Origin of the sequence: Allomesorhizobium aridi (assembly GCF_043769475.1) — a bacterium.
Lineage (GTDB): Bacteria > Pseudomonadota > Alphaproteobacteria > Rhizobiales > Rhizobiaceae > Allomesorhizobium.
In genome coordinates this window covers 295,808-311,962 of the sequence record NZ_CP171728.1, presented here as the reverse complement: position 1 = coordinate 311,962, position 16,155 = coordinate 295,808, and the positions used below count along the sequence as shown (strand labels likewise).

The following is a 16,155-nucleotide window of genomic DNA, read 5'->3' as shown; positions in this document are numbered from 1 at the left end:
GGACAACCTTCTGTCGGGTGGCACCGGCAACGAAAGCCTGAATGGCGGCGACGGCAACGACAATCTCCAGGGAGCGGCTGGTACAGACACGGTGGACGACGAGGCTGGCACTGACGCCCTCGTGGGCGGAGCTGAGGCCGACATCTTCGTTTTTGCGCCGAATTACGACAAGGATACTATTTCCGGCTTCCAGAACGACATCGACACCATCCGCGTCGACGACGCGCTGTGGGGCGGGGGCAAGACAATCGCACAGGTGCTGGCCGACCACGCCACCCAGACCTCGCCGGGGAAAGCCCTTGCCACGCGGAGGCCGTCCATACATGCCATTGATTTGGGCTTCGATGTTAGCAGGCGTTCGTTATTGGATCCGCGTCATCAACCGCCGATTTGAAAGACTCGCGCTCCTTCAATCGTTGTTACCCAAGAAAACCAAACATCCTTGGCGGGACTTCCGTCAAGATTCCAGCTTGTGACCGTCACAACAACATCCAACAGAGGCGACGAAACACTGCCGCCCACTGCTTCACCGGGTTGCAACGCGATCTCACTCAAGCCGAATTTCACTGTAAGTATTACTGGCGTATCACTCGTCGGCAAGGCCGTGAATTGAGGGCGACTAATCAAACCGCCTCGCTGGCCGCTATCGAACGCGTGATGACAAAGAAAATCATTGAGGTGCAACTCGGCTGTTCCAGAGTTTCCAGTTTTGTCGTTGCCGGAAAGCAGAAAGACCTCAGTAGCGCTACATGTGATGTCTCTCAGCGGATGTCGAACTGAGTGATAGCCATCCATCGGAACAAAATATCGATGTCTCTGATTGAATTTTATGAAATTGTCCAGAGCTTCTTGGGGAAGCTTTCCTATGGCACCTTCAAGTTCACGGATTTGTTTTTCAAAGCGATCTGGCATGACGTTCTCCTGGAAAGTATTACGCTCCCAATTGGATTGAATGCGCAAAAATGACCATTGTAAAGCGCTTTCGTTGCTGAACCAGTGGCAACCCCTTGGTTCACTCATCAACCGCCCAGTGAATGCCTCGCGCAGGTACGGTGCCAAGCTTTCTAGGCGAATTTGTCAGCCTCGTTGCCTCGTTGACTCCAACGGTTGCGTCGCCAACGCGACCACAAGTGAGAGCCAGAATCCTTGCTTAACAATTGGGGCGCAGGATTGTGTCCATCGGGGACGGGTGGTTCGGCGCACGATGCGCGTCCCCGGGGCGATCCACCCTTTTTTGCCCACCACGCAATCCGGGATGTTGCGACGGTAGTTAAGGATATTCCCGCTTATAAAAGCGGCCTCCTGGGCAGGCGGGCCAGCAGGTTGCGGACGTTAGAGACTTGCCGCCGGCCGTCGCGAGCGGTTCGGACGCCGCGGTTGTTCGAGCATGAAAGGATCGGCGTCCGCACCGAGCTCAGCTACGATAAAGGGCACGCGATTGGCCATCAGTCCGGCAATGAAGGCCACATCGCGCGAGAGCCGATCGAGCTTGGCAACGATCACCGGGCAGCGCTCCTTCCTCGCAGCAGCAAGCGCTTCTGCCAAGCGAGGGCGCCTGGCGAGTGCATCCGTTCCTTTGCCGGTCTCGATTTCGGTGAACTCGTGCAGGATGGTCATGCGTTCCGCATCGGCGAAGCGGGCCACTGCCGCCATCTGTGCTTCGATGCCCAAACCTGAACGGCCCTGCCGCTGGGTCGACACTCTGTAGTAGGCAATCGCGCTGCTCATCCGTTCACCCCCGGGGGTGTTCAAACTGCAAACCACCGTTTGCAGTTTGCTCACAAGCGATTGAGAAGCAACTTATAAGTCGTTGAATACGTTTGTCTTCCGGTCACTGGCGAGCGTAGCACGGCGCACCAGCCGATTTCCTCGATCCGACGCACTCCCGACTAGGCGTTCTACGACGAAAATTGACCCGAAGGCTACTTTTGTCTTTCGCACAGTGAATGGCTGCTTCGCGCCTGATATTGTTGATTTAGTCGTTGCCAGGACGGAAGGATGGCTCTTGGTCGGATCAATCCGGCCAGATTGGCCGCAGTTTTCGGTTCTAATACCTGCAGTTTCGTTTAGCGGCGGCGGCTACCCTCCTTTACGCCATGGTAGCGATCATCGGCCCGGCCGGTGGTCGGAGCTTTGCCAATCTTCTGAGATTCTGGGCGGTGGCTGCGAGGAGGAACTCGTCGCGCGCGCCTGAGGGACCGCGCAGTCGCAGACGTCGGAGGCGCAGGATGCGCTTGAGATGCGCAAACAGCATCTCGACCGTCTTCCGTCGATGGCGGACCGCTCATATTCCGGCGTCTCGGCAATTGCTCTGGCGACATCGCGGGCATCCTCGTTCAGATCTCGGGTGATCTTACGGAAGGTCATATTCGGACAGCACTGCGGCTTCAGCTCGCAGACTTTGCAGTCGTGTTGTCCGGCGCGGTAAAGCCGCGTGCCCGCACTGGTGATGCCTGTGCGCGGCGTCTTGTAGCTGCGCCGGAACTGCACCAGCCGTTTGCCACCCGGGCAGGTGTATTCGTTCACGTCCGGGTCGAACGTGAAGTCGGCGCGCGAGAAAGTGCCGTCCGTGCGGTTGGACTTATCGAACACCGGGATATGCGGCGCGATCTCCCGTTCCTTGACCAACCAGGCGAGGTTCGCTGCCGATCCGTAGGCGCTGTCGGCGGCCAGGTACGCTGGCTTCAGGCCGAAGCGGTCCTCGGTCCTGTCAATCATGGTGCGCGCCGCTCCCACTTCTGCCTGCCGGATAGCGCGGGTGGCTTCTACGTCCAGGATGACGCCATGGTCGGTATCGATCAGATAGTTGGTCGCGTAGGCAAAGAAGGCATGACCCTTGTGCGCTCCGGTCCACTGTGCCGCTGGATCGGAGGGTGAGATGAACTTCGGCGTGACCTCACTGGCCGCCCCGAAAGCGGCATCATCCAGGGTTGCGAGATACTCGCGCACCGCTCGACCGGCACCAAGATTGTCGCTGCGCCACTCGTTGCCCGGGATGGAGCGTGTTTGTTGGCATCGGCCGCGATGAGGCTGGCGTCCACCGCGAACCCTTCGCCGCCGACCAAGCCTTCGCTCAAGCAGCGTTCCACGACTGTTTCGAAGAGGTGCCGCAGGATAGGGTTCAAGGCTGCTGCTAGTTCATAGCTGCAATCCGGTCCTCGCTCCCCGGGCATCCAAACATGTCAAAGCTGTGGGCGGCGCTAGACCCAACTATTCGATGGATACCATCAGCGAGAACGCCTGTGGTGGAACTGGCACTGCGAAGCCTGCAATCTCGACCAACCAAGAACCGGCTGCTGGAGATTCAACCTCCACCTGCTCGACCACGTTGATGCGATCCAAACCTCTAGTCGCAGGCTCCTTAGGCTTGGAGGGATCGAGTACCCACGGTTTGGCCGGTTCCTGAACAGGCGATACCAGGCGCAGATCAAGATCATTTACAAGTGAGATCAAAGCGTTCGGGGATGCAGGCTCATCATCCCATACTAACGTTACTTTCAGCTTCTTAGCGTTGGGGGGCACATCGAGCATGGCGACGCGTTTCTGATCGGTTTCCTCGATTTCGCCTTCTGTCAAAGCCTTGTCATCAAGGAGCTTCAGCGAACGCATAATATCAAGTCGCCCATAACCGCTGACATAGTCGGGGCCCATCTGCTCAATATCCTGCGCTCCGTGAATTAGCAGCGCCCGATAGCTCGACGGGTGAAGGTCTTTCTCGCTGCTGCTGTCGCTGGCCGCGTCGCGGGCTTCCATCAAAAGCGCGATGGCGCCTGAAACAGCAGGCGCTGCCATTGATGTTCCACATTTTCCATCATAGTCGTTGACCGGCACCGTCGAGGTCACGGCCTGATCGTCGCCGCTCTGACAGCCCGCCGCGACAAGATCCGGTTTCAGTCTGCCATCATCGGTTGGCCCGAACGAGGAGAACTCCGTGATGAGCGCATCGTCCGAGTTTATCGCGCCGACGGTGATGACGTTCTTGGCGGTCTGTGGTGGGGTGATGTTGGCATAATTTTCGAACGGCGGGTTCGCGCTCATTCCGCAGTCGCTATCGTTGCGTTCGTTGCCGGCCGCGAAAACGATTGGCAGCGGCTTCCCGAACAGCCCTCGGACAATGCGATCATAAGCGGCTGCATCGACGGTATAGTCGCCGTACAGACTGCAATTGCCGCGGGCGGAATCGACAGCGAAGCCCCATGAATTCTGAGACAATCTGATTTGTTCATCTCGAATTGCCGCTTCGTGATCGTCCGCGGATTGGTCCCAAAAATATGAAATGATCGCCGCGCCTGGAGCAACGCCGCGCCATTGCGCGGGCGATGCCGTCAGCGTGGATCGCAGCTTTTCCTGCAGGGTTTCCTCGCCTGCCGCGGGCTGGGCCCGGAGCTCCTCCGTCGTCGCCGCCGCATCTATGGCGGCATCAGCCTGGCTACTCAAAACCAGGGGTACTATTCCGATCTCCTCGCGTAAGCTGCCTGAGCCGTCGCCGGCCAGGGTTCCCGCCACATGCGTCGCATGTGAGCTGACGCGCGCCGTGGGTTCAGCAACCGTAAGCCGGCCGGTGAAGTCGCCATGCGAGCCGGCTACGACGCCGCCGTCCCAGATGCCGATGCGAATGTTCTTCCCGATCAGGTTAAGTTCGGATTCGGCCTTCGCCGCGCCGGTGCTCTCCCGAACGCCATCATTGAACTGCTGACGCGGCGGCGGTGCGGGCTCTATGAACTTGACCTCATCGAGCCCCGCGAGGTTACTGATTTCAGCGGCAGGGGTCTCACGACGAGTGAACGGGCGGCCCTGCTGCTTTCCACGACTTCCCCGTCCATGCCTCGAATCGCATCCACCGTGAGCTTCAAGTCCGCGTCCCCAAAAAGCTGCACCGTTACAGTGGCCGGTTCGGCGCTATCACCATCTCCCTCTTCTTGCCCGATTCTTGCGAGATCCGGGTGAACCTTCTGTGACGGGAGGAGGGGCTGTATCGCGCGGATATTGTCTTCCGACTGCTCGACGCTATCGGCGGCCGCCGCGTCACCTGTCGCGAGATAGCTGAAGCCGCCGATGTAATCTTGGAGGCGGACACCGCGCCCCCTCAATTCGGCAATTTCATTGGTCGATGGTAATCGCTCAAACTGGATGATCATGCGTTTCGTAGCGCGTGTTTCGACAGGCGGGTCCCCGTTGGCGGGCGCCTCCTCGGCACGTGCCGTTGGGGCCGCGGCCGTGGGGTCGTCCAGTTCCAGTGGAAGGGCCTCCACTGCCGGCGGACTCTTCGTTGTCGGTTCCGGCGCGAGCACTCCGCTCTTCAGCGGAATCTGGTAAATCGTCCCGCCTTCCTGAGCCGCCGCGCTTCCGAGGCCGAACTGCGCCACAGCGAGGCCAATCGTCGTTGCCACAATGTGTCTCAATTTGTCCTCCCGGAGCGTGTGGCCGGCAAACGCATCGTGGTTTCGCGATCACCGCTCCTTCCGCAGCCTTAGCGTAACAGTAAAGGCGACCGTCTACAATTCACGGCTCGGGTTGAGCGCCACATGAGCTGGACTGCCGCCCGTCAGTGCAAGCAGACTTGTTGCCAGCGGGAGACCTTTAGAGCAGGATGTACTCCGTTTGCAGGGCAGCCAGACTTGCGGAAAAGGATGTAAGCCTATGCGTACCTACTACCCGATCGGGATCGTGTTGGCGTTCGCCTTGGCGCCTCGACCTGCAACGGCCGACTTTGTCGGTCAGTTGGAGCTTCTGCCCGCGGGATGCGAGCAGCAGCAGCTTTGCACTCTCAGCTATGACTTGAAATACATCGATCCAACCGGTCTTGCTTGGCAGGCAGCTGCGCAGAATCAAACCGATGGCGCGTCCATACCAGGATGGGCCCAGCCTTTCATTGGCTCGCCGTTCGATCCTTCCTTTATAAAGGCCGCGGTGATTCACGACCATTATTGCGGCCGTCATGTCCGCAGTTGGCGCTCGACCCACAGAGTATTCTACGACGCGTTGCGCGAACTCGGGATTCCGATCCCCAAAGCAAAACTCATGTACTATGCCGTCTATCTCGCCGGGCCAAAATGGGTCGAGCTTATCCCGGGCCGCAATTGCGGCGACAGGTGCGTCTTCGAAGTCGAGGTGCAGGCGAACAGCAGCGCAACGCCGATGGAATTCGACGTGAGCAGCGAAGGCGGTAACGCCACCTCGCTTGCAGATGAAACGGATGACAATCCCCGCGACGCAATGATCATTTCGCGCGAGGCAAGTTATGACGACCCCGAGCTTCTCGAAGAACTGCGCCGCATGGAGCAGATCATAACGAGTTCGGGAGACCAAGTGGATCTGGAGTATCTGGAGCGGAGAGCGAGGGACCTGCGGCCCGGTGACTTCTTTTATGCGAACGAAAGCCAGATTTTTATTGAAACTCCTCTCTCGGCCCGTTGAGCAGGTTCGCATGGATCTCTGACAGTAGCGATGGATCAGAAGTTCGCCTTCCCGAAAGTTCATTGCGATGGTGACGCAGCCGGAATGCCTGCACTTGCCAACGCTCGATAGTCCGCTACGTGGCCAGTGCTGTCCTTCAGTTACTGTGCGCTTTCCTTAACCGATGCTGCCCCAACCAAGGCGTGCTTCGTTTGGTTCCGAACATGCTGGACTCGAACGCTTGTTCCGTTTATGTTCACGCCATGAAGGAGATGCCGACTGACAACCTGCCTATGGAGCCAATCGTTAAGATGATGGTCGACGGGCAGCTCTGCATCCAGTTCGACGGCATGTTTCGATCCTTGCTCGGCAAGTTTTTCGGGCTGCGGCTCACGCCTGAGACAACGCGGGAGGACGCCGAGGCGCTGGCGGCGCTGCTTCGAAAGAGCCGCTCGCATCTTTTCGCGGCGCATCTCGAACACGGCGGCCTCTCTGAGGCGGAACTGGACGCGCTCACCGAGTGGTATGATGATCAGGGGCTGCTGGACCCCGACCCTGTCTGGGACGCCCTGGAAGGCGCGCCTGCAGAGGCCGAAAAGCGCTGAACCTCATTGCGTGCGGGGAATGATCAGATCGCCTTCGGCGCGGTGGTCTCCGCAAAACCAGCTTGTCCCGTAGCGGCCGTTGAAGCCGAAAGCAGCCCCACTGCCGGCAGCCGGGGTGATCGCACCAGTGCGCTTCTATTTTCTTCGGCGACGCCAGCTCTGCGTTCGGCGCTATCGTCAGGGGCCGCTCGTCACTCATAGCGGATTGACCGGCCTGATGCACTCTTCGCCCTTGAACTTCGCCTGATTGACCTCACGGCCGACGCGGACGAACTGCAGCTCGCGGCCAAGGTTCCGCCCGAGCAGCGCCTTCGCCTCGGCGGCGGGCGTTGCCGGGTCCAGCCAGGGTTCGGCCATTCTGCCGTCACGCTTCGCCGCGCGGGGCAACGGATAGGCCGCGGCAGAATCCATGCAGGATCTTGTAATTTGCCATGACACAGAGATCGCCTGGAAGCGCCACTTGGTGCAGCCATTTGCGGTCGATGGCGACGTCCGACAGCTCACCCTTTCGTTGCCATCGGCAGATTGCCCACTGCAATTCCAAGTGTGATTCCGGTGGCAACTGCGAACATAGCCCAAGCCGTGAGTTGTTGGATCATGGCGCCACCCCATCGATCACGCGCTGCCCAGAACGCCGGCTTCTTTGCTGTTCTCGCAAAGGCGCGTCGAGCGCTCGGGACCGGCCTGAGACCGTCGAGCATATCAAGGCATGAACGAACTGCTGAGCGCTAAGCTCGACCGCGTTTGGAGGGCCAGCTTGAGTGAAGACACTCGACGCCTTCCCAAGCGGAGCTGATTTGTGTCGAACCTGCCGGCTCAATAAGCAGTCGCACAGGTTCTGAAAAGCGTTTGTCGTCCATCACTTCTTCCGTTCTTTGTGTCGTCTTTTGAGCAAACGCCTCCAAATTTTGTGAGGTATTTCATACTCGGCCCCGTGCTCGCCTTTAAATAAAGCAGCGGCACCACCATCCAGAGTTGAACTTAACTATGTGCCAGAAATGGCGCTTCTGCAGCACATTACTGTGTGTTAACGTTTTATTAATGGGGTAAATGGGCAACAACTGGTCGCAGGCATGCGGCTAGGGGCGTCTCTCATAAGTTAACCACTTCACTGGCCCAGCTCAATGGGCGGCCAAGTGCTGCTGACGTACATGGCGATGGATCGCCTGGGGGGAACAATCATGGCTGCTAAAACGACCGTAAGGGTCTCGCTTGTCAACAACGCTGCGAAGGATGATTCCTTCACGGATGCCAACTATAGCTGGTTAAGTGACAGCGAAGGAACGGGCGGCGTCGAGGGCGACCTTAACGTTCTGGGAAATGATCCCGGGTCGGCGCAGCTCATCGGCGTTTCGGACGGCATCCCGACACAACCCGAGCTGACCCAACTGGCCGACACCATAACCAATGACATCAACGGTGCCGAGTTGGATCGCCCAATCGAAATCCAGGTGAATTCAGACGGAACAATCCATTTCGACGCGAGCGCCCTTGGAGATACCTTGGGCGAGGGCGAGGAAACGATCGTCACGTTTTATTATACGGCGAAGATGGCGAACGGCGCCTACAGTACCGCGAAGGTCACCATCACCCTAAACGGCGTCAACGACGCTCCGGAACTAAGTGTCCGTTCCAAAAAGAGTTGAGTGATTTCAGCAGGTTGTGATTCCGTCGGATTTGCGAGATTCGATGGAGATCACGATGGCCTGGACTGAAATCACCCGTGCGCATTATGAGCGGCGTTGCGCCCGTTACGCAAGCGATCTGACCGATGCGGAGTGGGCGCTGATTGCGCCGATGATGCCGTCGGCGAACCGCATCGGCCGGCCGCGCAAGACGGACCTGCGCGAGGTCGTGAACGCACTTCTTTACCTCGCCTCGTCGGGCGGCGCGTGGCGATTGCTGCCGAAAGACTTCCCACCCTTTTCAACGGTGCAGAAGTACTTCTATCGCTGGCGTGAGGAGGGCCTGTTGCGGACCATCAGCAACAGCCTCGTCATGGCGGCGCGCGAGGCCGAGGGTCGGGAAGCGAGTCCGACGGCGGGCGTGATCGACAGCCAATCGGTCAAGACCACGGAAAGCGGCGGAATTCGGGGCTTCGACGCAGGAAAGAAGATCAACGGGCGCAAGCGTCACATCGTTGTCGACACCATCGGGCTGATGGTCGGTCTCGTCGTCCATGCCGCCGATATCCAGGACCGGGACGGCGCACCGGCTGCCCTCAAGACCATTCTCGAACGCTGGCCGTGGCTGCGACACGTCTTCGCCGACGGCGGCTATGCCGGGCCGAAGCTTAAGGGCGCGATGCAAAAGATCGGCACGTTCACCCTGGAGATCGTCAAGCGGACGGACAAAGCCAAAGGCTTCGAGGTCCTGCCGCGCCGCTGGGTCGTGGAGCGCACATTCGCATGGCTGGGGCGATGCCGCAGGCTGGCTAAGGACTGGGAGAAATCCATCGCCTCCGCAGAAGCCTGGTTATACGTCGCCCACATTCGCCTGCTCACACGCAGGCTCGCAAGAGCTTGATATCAAAACATCCTTTTTGATTCAGGCTCTAACTGGGCCCCGACAATCATGGCGGATGGCATCGAGGACACTGACTATACGATCAGTGCTGCTGAGTTGCTGGCCGGCTTTACCGACGTCGATGGCGACATACTCGGTATCTCTGGTCTTTCCGCGACAAATGGCACCCTGGCTGACAATGGCGATGGCACCTGGACCTTCACGCCGGATGTGAATTTTAACGGCGTTGTCGGACTGAGCTACTTTGTTAAGATGGTAACGGTGGTTCGTCCGCTGCGGCCCAGTCGTTCACAGTGGCAGCAGTAAACGACGCGGCGGTGATCACGGGCACCTCGACCGGCGCGGTCGATGAGGACGCGGTTGTGAACACGGCGACAGGGGACCTGCTTGCGACCGACGTCGACAATGCGGCGGACGCCTTCCAGGCGGTGGCGGCGGGTGCGGCCACCAGCAACGGCTACGGCACCTATGCGATGACGGCGGCCGGGGTGTGGACCTACACGCTCGACAACGACAATGCGGCGGTCAACGCTCTCAACCAGACGAGCACGCCGCTGCAGGACACGTTCACGGTCTACTCGGAGGACGGCACCGCGCAGGTGGTGACGGTCACCATCACCGGCAGCAACGACGCGATTAATGCGAGCCTACCGCTTGTATTCACGGGCACTGGCGATACAAACGACTTTGACAATCTTGGTTCGGCAGGCACACAGGTAATCAACGACGGGAATGCCAATACAACTCGATATGGCGGCGCTGATGACGACACCCTCAACGGGCAAAACGGGGGCGACATACTGTACGGAGGGTCCGGCAATGACACGATGACCGGAGGCAACGGCACGGATGCAATCTATGGTGGATCGGGGAATGACATCATTGTCGGAAATTCAGCCGGAGATAATATTTACGGTGGTTACGGTGCCGACATTATCGACGCGAATGACGGGGCTGCATCAGGAGACGGCGTGCTGGACACGATTCATTTCATTGATGTGAGGGATAGTGGCGACACAATCAACAACTTTGTCTCTGGTCAGGACAAATTTGACTTTTCCGGAATCGCTTCGGGAGATATCGACCAAGTGTTCAATTGGGGCGGTCAGCAAGCGGGTCAATACGTCGAGGCCAACAGCATCACTTGGTATCAGTCCGGCAGCGACGTTATCGTTCTGGCCGATACAGACGGGGTTCTTTCGACGGCAGAGTTCATGATTACAGTGAGCAATGTTTCCAGTCTGGGCCAAAGCGACTTTATCCTCTGATCGGCTGGAAACGAATCGAAACGTGTGGCTTGTCTGAGCAGCGTGAATGCTATCCCGCAGAAATTCGAAGAACAGGTAGTCCTTAGACCGCCATCCAAAACGGCATGAGCAGCGCCGGGCCGGGAAGTGCGCGCCAATCCGGATAATCCCGATTATAAAAGCGGACTGGCGGGGAGGCGGGCCAGCAGGTTTCTCACGTTCGAGACCTGCCACTGGCCACCGCGCGCGGTTCGGACGCCGCGGTTGTTCAAGGCGATGGCAAGTCCACGGAGGCTGGTAACGCCAGCTTTCTGAATTTCCTGCATGATCGGCAGAACGGTCGCGGCGAACCGCTCGGCTTCCTGGATCGAGACAGCGCGACCCTTCGCAGCCGCCGTGGAGCCGTTAGTTGGGTTGCCCAGCTTCGTGCCGCAGGCTTTGCGCGAGGCGAGGGCGGACCTTGTCCGTTCCGAGATCATGCGCCGCTCCTTTTCGGCGAGTGCCGCATAGAGGTGGAGCATGAAGGGATCGGCGTCAGCACCGAGTTCGGCTACAATAAAGGGCACGCGCTGCACCATCAGTCCGGCGATGAATGCTACATCGCGAGAGAGCCGGTCGAGCTTGGCGACCAGCACCGGGCATTTCGCCTGGCGGGCTGCGGCGAGGGCGGCGGCAAGCTGAGGCCGACGATCGAGCGCGTCGGCGCCCTTGCCAGTTTCAACCTCGGTGAACTCCTGAAGAAGGACGATGCCAGCCGCTTCGGCAACCCGACGCACCGAGGAACATCGTTCGCGGCGCCGGTTGATCCGCATCGTCGATGGCAATGAAACCCAGAACCCTTGTTTCACGCGGTGAGGGACCGCCTGCCGGGAGCATTCGATCGATGAAGCAGCTTTTCGTCGGGAGCTTCAACTTTCGATCGGAGGTCCAGACGATCTCTGCGATTCTGGGAGGCAGATTTGCGAATGCCCTTCGGCAGGGTCCTCCGCCGCAACATTGAGCGGCATTCCCGCGTCCGATGTGCCGCGCCTGGAGGACGAGTTTTATATCCAAGGTCTGACGGTCTACTAATTCACCAGCCTTGCGACTGGCGAAACACGATCAATAGCCAAATCATCGGCGCTCCCCTTCAGGACCATTTTCGACGGCGAGAGCGGAACGGTGATCACAATAGACAACGCCGCTGCGCCGCTGCGCACCGTGTTCGATGCTGTAGTCGAGGATGGCGAGGCGGGCGGTTTGTCGCTCGGCGGCGACATGGCTGCCATGCAAAAGCCAATCGGGGGCGGCGTGTCCTATATCCGCGACGTTCTGGACCTAGCCGAAGTGTCGGTGGTCACCGTTCCCGGCAATCCCGGCGCTCTAATCCAGGAATACGCCGTTAACCGGTGAGGGCCAGTCGACCCCAGCCAAGTGAAATGTACCATGTTATCGTCGCCGCCGATCCTGTGGCTTGGGGGACGAGATGTTGGCTCCGGAAGTGCTTTTTTCTTTTTTTCTGCCTACGTGGTTGTCATCAACATGGCTGGCTTTCTGGCCTTCGCATGGGACAAGCATTGCGCCCGCAATGGGTTGTGGCGCGTTCCTGAGCGTACCCTTTTATCGATAGCTGCTGTCGGCGGGACAATTGGCGCTCTAGTGGCCAATGAGCCTTGCGTCACAAAACGAGCAAGGAGCCGTTCCGGACGTATTTGTTTTTGATTGCCGCCGTCCAGGCCCTCTGGTTGCTGTTCTTGTGTCTTCCGGAGTTTCCTGAAGCGGCCGGCAGTTTTTTCTTCCGCGACTGACGGGCTCGCGGTCTAAAACAGGCGGGCTAACTCGGCCAACGCGGCGATCATCGTGACTGCCAGCTGTGTCGCCATGGCCGACATGGCGAAGGTCTGAACCAGCGATAGCACGAAATCTATCTGAAGCATGCGCTGTGAACGCGAGTAGCCAAATCCGGTTCCAGTGGCCCGGCTGCTTTGGAAGGATAATGTGCAGCAAAAGCTAACCGGCGAGGCCGGTCCGGTCTGACGACAAGGCTCAACGCAGGGTCTGGGAAAGCAAGCGGCCCAGGCCGTTGTCTCGTGGGGAGAGTGGCGGCCCGGGCCTGACCGGATCGGGCAACCCCCCGGCTGCGGTATACTTCCTCCAGTTTTTTTGAATACTCAATCCGCCGCTGGCGGCCAGTGGCGGTGGCTCGCGGCGTTTTCTTCCGCGCGATTGACGTGTCTTGTGTATGTCTATGCCGCTGTTGGCTCGTCGGAAAAGGGGAGAACGATGCCAGATCGCATGGCGAAGCTCGAACTTCAGCACTCAGACGCCAACCACGCGCTGTTCATGGTTCTTACTGAATGCTGCAACATGATACTGGACACCGGGCACGACGATATTCCTCAAGGCACAGAACACGTTTGCGCGAGCAATATCCGTGGTTCCGGCAAGTCCAAGATGGCCAACAAGGAAATCGCTGAATGCGCATACCGCCTCGCTGTAGAGCTTCGTGCCTGGAATGGTCCGCGGGCTGAGATCGTAAAACGGATACTCAAGCAGCTAATGCTTGCTGATCGCTGGGAAGCAAAGCTGCGCGAGAGCGGTGCGTTCAATGAGAGTACTCTGCCACAGCCCGATGGCGAAAACGGCGCGCACAATCAGCAATTCGCCAAGATGAGGACGGCAGACGCCCAATCCGCGTATACGTTGCCTCCTCTGGCGCCTAAACCGAAGCAGACTGCTTACAGACTGCTCGCCGGTGTGGCTCTGGTCGTGGCACTCGCCCTGATCGCATTCGCTTTCGGGTACGCAGGATAAAGACGGATCAAGTTAGAGCCAAACAAAATGGCCGGCATCCATGTTTCCTTTGAGAAACAGCGGCGGGACGCCGGCCGATGCCATATTCGAGGGTATGGCACTCCGAGTATATATTAGCTGTCGCGAATTTAACAGCGCTCATAGCGGGCCGCATCGGTGTCTTAGCTTGGAACAAGCTGCTCGGTGCGCCATTTTCCAGCTTTCCAAGGGGCTCCCCTCATGACGCACTCACCCTTGGAAGGCGCCGCTGGTCCCATCCTCGCGCCGGGTCTCTTTGTTCATCGGCGGCGCGGGCGCTGTTCGATCACCTTGGAAGGCTCTCCAAAAACTGCCACGCAAAGAGAGTGCACGACAAAAAGGGCCGGCGTCCACGTGGGTGCGTCAGAGGGATGACTGACGCCGGCCAGTTACCATATGGGGATATGGCAACGGTCAAGTATACGACGCGAGGCGCTGAATGCAGCTTGACCAATCGTTTGCGGAGCACTCCTATAGCATGATGATAGAGCACTCCCTCTGGCCTGTTCCGTCTAATGCCGTTGCCTCTTCGCGCGCTTTTTTTGGCCCCGGTGCTCCCTGCTCGCTTCAAGCTTGGGCTCACCCTCGGGATTGTCGTCGGCATTATTCTCCAAGCGGTCGTTCTTCTTCTCCTTCGTCAGTGATCAAGGGCCGGCGGCTTGTACCGGATGCTGGTCGAACCTCGGGGGCCGCATGCAAGGCGCCTTATCACCCGTGACCGACTCAATCGCCGTTACGATTGCGCCGTTAAGTTCCGTCAGTGCGCGGGAATGGTCGCATTGAGGCGATATGAGCGGATCGCAGCAGGCGCGGTGCAATTCTGTCGTCGCCTTCATGAACCGCTCGATCTCGGGCTGTGTGAGGTGGGTGAGTTTCTTACGCCTGGACATGGCTATCTCCAATGGGTTGAGAATCGCCGCGCTAGGATATTATTCCTCAAGGCAGACCGGCCCGCCAGAGCAGAGGGAAGAATGCTGTGACAAACGCGTTTAGCAGGCGGATCGCACGGCGAATTGAATACCTGAGTTCCTCCGCCCGGTGTATATAAGACATTCCTAATGTACAACGGATTGGTGGGCAGACGAACATCACAGCTTGGGCAAAGGGAGGACGTCTTAGTGTGGCTAACATTAACTGATGAGAAGAATAGGCGGCTGACGATCAACTTTGGCAATGTTTTGGCGTTTCAAGTTAACGAGAAAGGAACGGCAACACTAATTCATACAATGGGAAGGAATGTTGAAAAGAACTACTGGTACACCGTGAAGGAGACTCCAGATGAGATATTGGGCATGATCACCCGGAAGGTGGAACGATAAGAGGCGCTAAAGTCAGCACCCGAACGTGGCAATTCCAGAAAACACAAATTTTTGGTTGGGACGCGGCTTCTGGAGGGTGAGTGATGGGGACGCTTAAGGACAAGTCTTTCGACAAGGCTGTGCGGGTGCAGCGGGGAAGGCCACGGGGGAACCTGCGAGTCGAGGTTGCAAAGAGAGAGCATGACAAAAAAGGCCGGGGCGGCCGGCGAAGCTATGCCTGCCGTAAACAGCAACCGCCGCCGCGCCAATGCTCGGCGCTGGTGCTGCAATGGCGGCTCTCGCGGTGACCACGCTGCTGGCCGAACCAGCATCGGCCGACGCCGAACTGATCCGGCTCGGCCAAGAGCTACAGCGCGAATTGGCGCTGCTGCCGGAACTCGCCGGTGCCTCTCACAAGCTTTATGTGGAGCGCCCAGGCACCGGCCTCTTGTCGGATGATGAGCATGCGCGGTGGATGGCGGGAGGCAAACGGCCATCACGCCGCATATGACGCGTGGGACGATTGCGACGACCGTATCAGGGCGCTTGTCGAGCAGATCGAGCCAATCTCCGCCACGACCCTCGCCGGCCTCGTCGCCAAGACCAACGCGGTCTTGCTTGAGGCCGTCATGTGGGAGGACCATATGGGCGAGAGTAACGAAGCCCGCGTTTTCAAGACCTTCATTGCCGAAATGAAGCGCATGGGGGCAATGTCATGAACGTTGTTCAAGAAACCGTGTTCGACATCGCTTGCGATATAGAAAACCCTCTATTGACCATAGACGACCTTTTGGAAGCCTTGGGGCTGATTGGTGAGACTATGGGCAATGACGGCAACGTCGTGATGCGGCTTGCGATGCTGGCACAGGGCACAGGAGCAGTGCAAGGCGGTCGAGGCGGCGCGTGACAAGGTCTTCCACCTCAGTCATCCCGGCGTCAGGGCGGCTTAAGAAGAGTTGTCCGCTGCCGAAGCCCGCCACGGTTCGCCCTGGCGGGCTTTTGCGCCCGACTAATCGCCGAGACAGGGTTGGCACAAGCCGAAACGACCACCGCGCGACTGGTGCATGAAGAACAGCTGCCCGCAATGAAAACAGTCGCTGTCGCCGTCCTGTGGCTTCTTGCCGATGCGGAGCCGTTTTAGACGACGATCACGTTCCCGCAATGACCTGACAACCCTCCGGTCATTGTGCATCGGCGGTTCGCTATCGCGCGGCGACGGCTGCGTTTTCTTCCACAGATTATAGGTGCGATGAATATCGTCCATTTGTTTAC

20 protein-coding genes and 2 pseudogenes are annotated in these 16,155 nt (G+C 58.7%); 13 read left to right on the top strand and 9 right to left on the bottom strand.

The features are described 5' to 3' along the window. Positions 1–4: 4 nt before the first annotated feature. Positions 5–394 (top strand): annotated as a pseudogene (locus tag ACG873_RS01465) (hypothetical protein); the annotation flags it as partial. Here ACG873_RS01465 and ACG873_RS01460 read toward each other — a convergent pair. The 5 genes and pseudogenes from ACG873_RS01460 to ACG873_RS01440 all read right to left on the bottom strand — a co-directional run bounded on the left by ACG873_RS01460 (position 379) and on the right by ACG873_RS01440 (position 5,402). Then, positions 379–912, bottom strand: a complete 534-nt coding sequence (locus ACG873_RS01460) for a hypothetical protein (protein ID WP_394885752.1) — start codon at positions 910–912, stop codon at positions 379–381. The pseudogene ACG873_RS01465 and the gene ACG873_RS01460 overlap by 16 nt on opposite strands. 420 nt (positions 913–1,332) lie before the next feature. Then, the gene (locus ACG873_RS01455; protein WP_394885751.1) at positions 1,333–1,782 is read right to left on the bottom strand and encodes a recombinase family protein; all 450 of its coding nucleotides are present in this window, start codon (positions 1,780–1,782) and stop codon (positions 1,333–1,335) included. 307 nt (positions 1,783–2,089) lie between these two features. Further along, a pseudogene (locus tag ACG873_RS01450) lies at positions 2,090–3,116 on the bottom strand (transposase); the annotation flags it as partial. Between the two features lie 94 nt (positions 3,117–3,210). Next, the gene (locus ACG873_RS01445; protein WP_394886146.1) at positions 3,211–4,617 is read right to left on the bottom strand and encodes a S8 family serine peptidase; all 1,407 of its coding nucleotides are present in this window, start codon (positions 4,615–4,617) and stop codon (positions 3,211–3,213) included. A 98-nt stretch (positions 4,618–4,715) separates the two neighbouring features. Then, positions 4,716–5,402: a hypothetical protein gene (locus ACG873_RS01440; protein ID WP_394885750.1), complete on the bottom strand. Its 687-nt coding sequence runs from the start codon at positions 5,400–5,402 to the stop codon at positions 4,716–4,718. A gap of 238 nt (positions 5,403–5,640) precedes the next feature. Here ACG873_RS01440 and ACG873_RS01435 point away from each other — a divergent pair, with 238 nt between their 5' ends. Continuing rightward, on the top strand, positions 5,641–6,417 hold the full coding sequence (locus ACG873_RS01435; RefSeq protein ID WP_394885749.1) for a DUF1353 domain-containing protein: 777 nt from the start codon (positions 5,641–5,643) through the stop codon (positions 6,415–6,417). 119 nt (positions 6,418–6,536) lie between these two features. Then, a complete protein-coding gene (locus ACG873_RS01430; RefSeq protein WP_394885747.1) occupies positions 6,537–7,001 on the top strand; it encodes a hypothetical protein in 465 nt (154 codons plus the stop codon). A gap of 195 nt (positions 7,002–7,196) precedes the next feature. Here the strand turns inward: ACG873_RS01430 and ACG873_RS01425 are convergent, their stop codons facing one another. Next, a complete protein-coding gene (locus ACG873_RS01425) occupies positions 7,197–7,412 on the bottom strand; it encodes a hypothetical protein (protein WP_394885746.1) in 216 nt (71 codons plus the stop codon). 317 nt (positions 7,413–7,729) lie between these two features. Next, complete coding sequence (locus tag ACG873_RS01420; protein WP_394885744.1) at positions 7,730–7,861, bottom strand: DUF982 domain-containing protein; 132 nt, start codon at positions 7,859–7,861, stop codon at positions 7,730–7,732. A 264-nt stretch (positions 7,862–8,125) separates the two neighbouring features. Between ACG873_RS01420 and ACG873_RS01415 the strand changes: the two genes are divergently transcribed. Genes ACG873_RS01415 through ACG873_RS01400 form a run of 4 tightly spaced genes read left to right on the top strand, consistent with a single transcriptional unit; the run spans position 8,126 to position 10,795 of the window. Beyond that, positions 8,126–8,647, top strand: a complete 522-nt coding sequence (locus tag ACG873_RS01415; RefSeq protein ID WP_394885742.1) for a VCBS domain-containing protein — start codon at positions 8,126–8,128, stop codon at positions 8,645–8,647. A 55-nt stretch (positions 8,648–8,702) separates the two neighbouring features. Next, positions 8,703–9,527, top strand: coding sequence for an IS5 family transposase (locus ACG873_RS01410; RefSeq protein WP_394885740.1), 825 nt, complete (start codon positions 8,703–8,705; stop codon positions 9,525–9,527). A 48-nt stretch (positions 9,528–9,575) separates the two neighbouring features. Then, positions 9,576–9,833, top strand: a complete 258-nt coding sequence (locus ACG873_RS01405) for a cadherin-like domain-containing protein (RefSeq protein ID WP_394885739.1) — start codon at positions 9,576–9,578, stop codon at positions 9,831–9,833. Further along, a complete protein-coding gene (locus ACG873_RS01400; protein ID WP_394885737.1) occupies positions 9,821–10,795 on the top strand; it encodes a calcium-binding protein in 975 nt (324 codons plus the stop codon). The genes ACG873_RS01405 and ACG873_RS01400 overlap by 13 nt, the downstream gene beginning before the upstream one ends. A gap of 152 nt (positions 10,796–10,947) precedes the next feature. On the opposite strand, the gene ACG873_RS01395 is transcribed toward ACG873_RS01400, so the two are convergent. Beyond that, on the bottom strand, positions 10,948–11,550 hold the full coding sequence (locus ACG873_RS01395; RefSeq protein WP_394885736.1) for a recombinase family protein: 603 nt from the start codon (positions 11,548–11,550) through the stop codon (positions 10,948–10,950). A 385-nt stretch (positions 11,551–11,935) separates the two neighbouring features. Here ACG873_RS01395 and ACG873_RS01390 point away from each other — a divergent pair, with 385 nt between their 5' ends. The 6 genes from ACG873_RS01390 (at position 11,936) to ACG873_RS01365 (ending at position 15,790) form a co-directional block, all read left to right on the top strand. Then, positions 11,936–12,166, top strand: coding sequence for a hypothetical protein (locus ACG873_RS01390; RefSeq protein ID WP_394885734.1), 231 nt, complete (start codon positions 11,936–11,938; stop codon positions 12,164–12,166). A 33-nt stretch (positions 12,167–12,199) separates the two neighbouring features. Beyond that, positions 12,200–12,475, top strand: coding sequence for a DUF1294 domain-containing protein (locus tag ACG873_RS01385; protein WP_394885732.1), 276 nt, complete (start codon positions 12,200–12,202; stop codon positions 12,473–12,475). A gap of 573 nt (positions 12,476–13,048) precedes the next feature. Then, positions 13,049–13,567: a hypothetical protein gene (locus ACG873_RS01380; protein ID WP_394885730.1), complete on the top strand. Its 519-nt coding sequence runs from the start codon at positions 13,049–13,051 to the stop codon at positions 13,565–13,567. Positions 13,568–15,187: 1,620 nt separating this feature from the next. Continuing rightward, positions 15,188–15,394, top strand: coding sequence for a hypothetical protein (locus tag ACG873_RS01375; RefSeq protein WP_394885728.1), 207 nt, complete (start codon positions 15,188–15,190; stop codon positions 15,392–15,394). Further along, positions 15,348–15,602: a hypothetical protein gene (locus tag ACG873_RS01370; RefSeq protein WP_394885726.1), complete on the top strand. Its 255-nt coding sequence runs from the start codon at positions 15,348–15,350 to the stop codon at positions 15,600–15,602. Before ACG873_RS01375 ends, ACG873_RS01370 begins: the two co-directional genes overlap by 47 nt. Beyond that, positions 15,599–15,790, top strand: coding sequence for a hypothetical protein (locus ACG873_RS01365; protein WP_394885724.1), 192 nt, complete (start codon positions 15,599–15,601; stop codon positions 15,788–15,790). Before ACG873_RS01370 ends, ACG873_RS01365 begins: the two co-directional genes overlap by 4 nt. A gap of 102 nt (positions 15,791–15,892) precedes the next feature. Here the strand turns inward: ACG873_RS01365 and ACG873_RS01360 are convergent, their stop codons facing one another. Beyond that, on the bottom strand, positions 15,893–16,147 hold the full coding sequence (locus ACG873_RS01360; RefSeq protein ID WP_394885723.1) for a hypothetical protein: 255 nt from the start codon (positions 16,145–16,147) through the stop codon (positions 15,893–15,895). Between the last annotated feature and the right edge of the window lie 8 nt (positions 16,148–16,155).

Excerpts from the sequence above, each read along its gene's own strand:
- ACG873_RS01460 (WP_394885752.1), bottom strand. The coding sequence starts at position 912 with ATGCCAGATCGCTTTGAAAAACAAATCCGTGAACTTGAAGGTGCCATA.
- ACG873_RS01435 (WP_394885749.1), top strand. The coding sequence starts at position 5,641 with ATGCGTACCTACTACCCGATCGGGATCGTGTTGGCGTTCGCCTTGGCG.
- ACG873_RS01425 (WP_394885746.1), bottom strand. The coding sequence starts at position 7,412 with ATGGATTCTGCCGCGGCCTATCCGTTGCCCCGCGCGGCGAAGCGTGAC.
- ACG873_RS01420 (WP_394885744.1), bottom strand. The coding sequence starts at position 7,861 with ATGGACGACAAACGCTTTTCAGAACCTGTGCGACTGCTTATTGAGCCG.
- ACG873_RS01415 (WP_394885742.1), top strand. The coding sequence starts at position 8,126 with ATGGGCGGCCAAGTGCTGCTGACGTACATGGCGATGGATCGCCTGGGG.
- ACG873_RS01410 (WP_394885740.1), top strand. The coding sequence starts at position 8,703 with ATGGCCTGGACTGAAATCACCCGTGCGCATTATGAGCGGCGTTGCGCC.
- ACG873_RS01405 (WP_394885739.1), top strand. The coding sequence starts at position 9,576 with ATGGCGGATGGCATCGAGGACACTGACTATACGATCAGTGCTGCTGAG.
- ACG873_RS01385 (WP_394885732.1), top strand. The coding sequence starts at position 12,200 with ATGTTATCGTCGCCGCCGATCCTGTGGCTTGGGGGACGAGATGTTGGC.
- ACG873_RS01380 (WP_394885730.1), top strand. The coding sequence starts at position 13,049 with ATGGCGAAGCTCGAACTTCAGCACTCAGACGCCAACCACGCGCTGTTC.
- ACG873_RS01370 (WP_394885726.1), top strand. The coding sequence starts at position 15,348 with ATGCGCGGTGGATGGCGGGAGGCAAACGGCCATCACGCCGCATATGAC.
- ACG873_RS01365 (WP_394885724.1), top strand. The coding sequence starts at position 15,599 with ATGAACGTTGTTCAAGAAACCGTGTTCGACATCGCTTGCGATATAGAA.
- ACG873_RS01360 (WP_394885723.1), bottom strand. The coding sequence starts at position 16,147 with ATGGACGATATTCATCGCACCTATAATCTGTGGAAGAAAACGCAGCCG.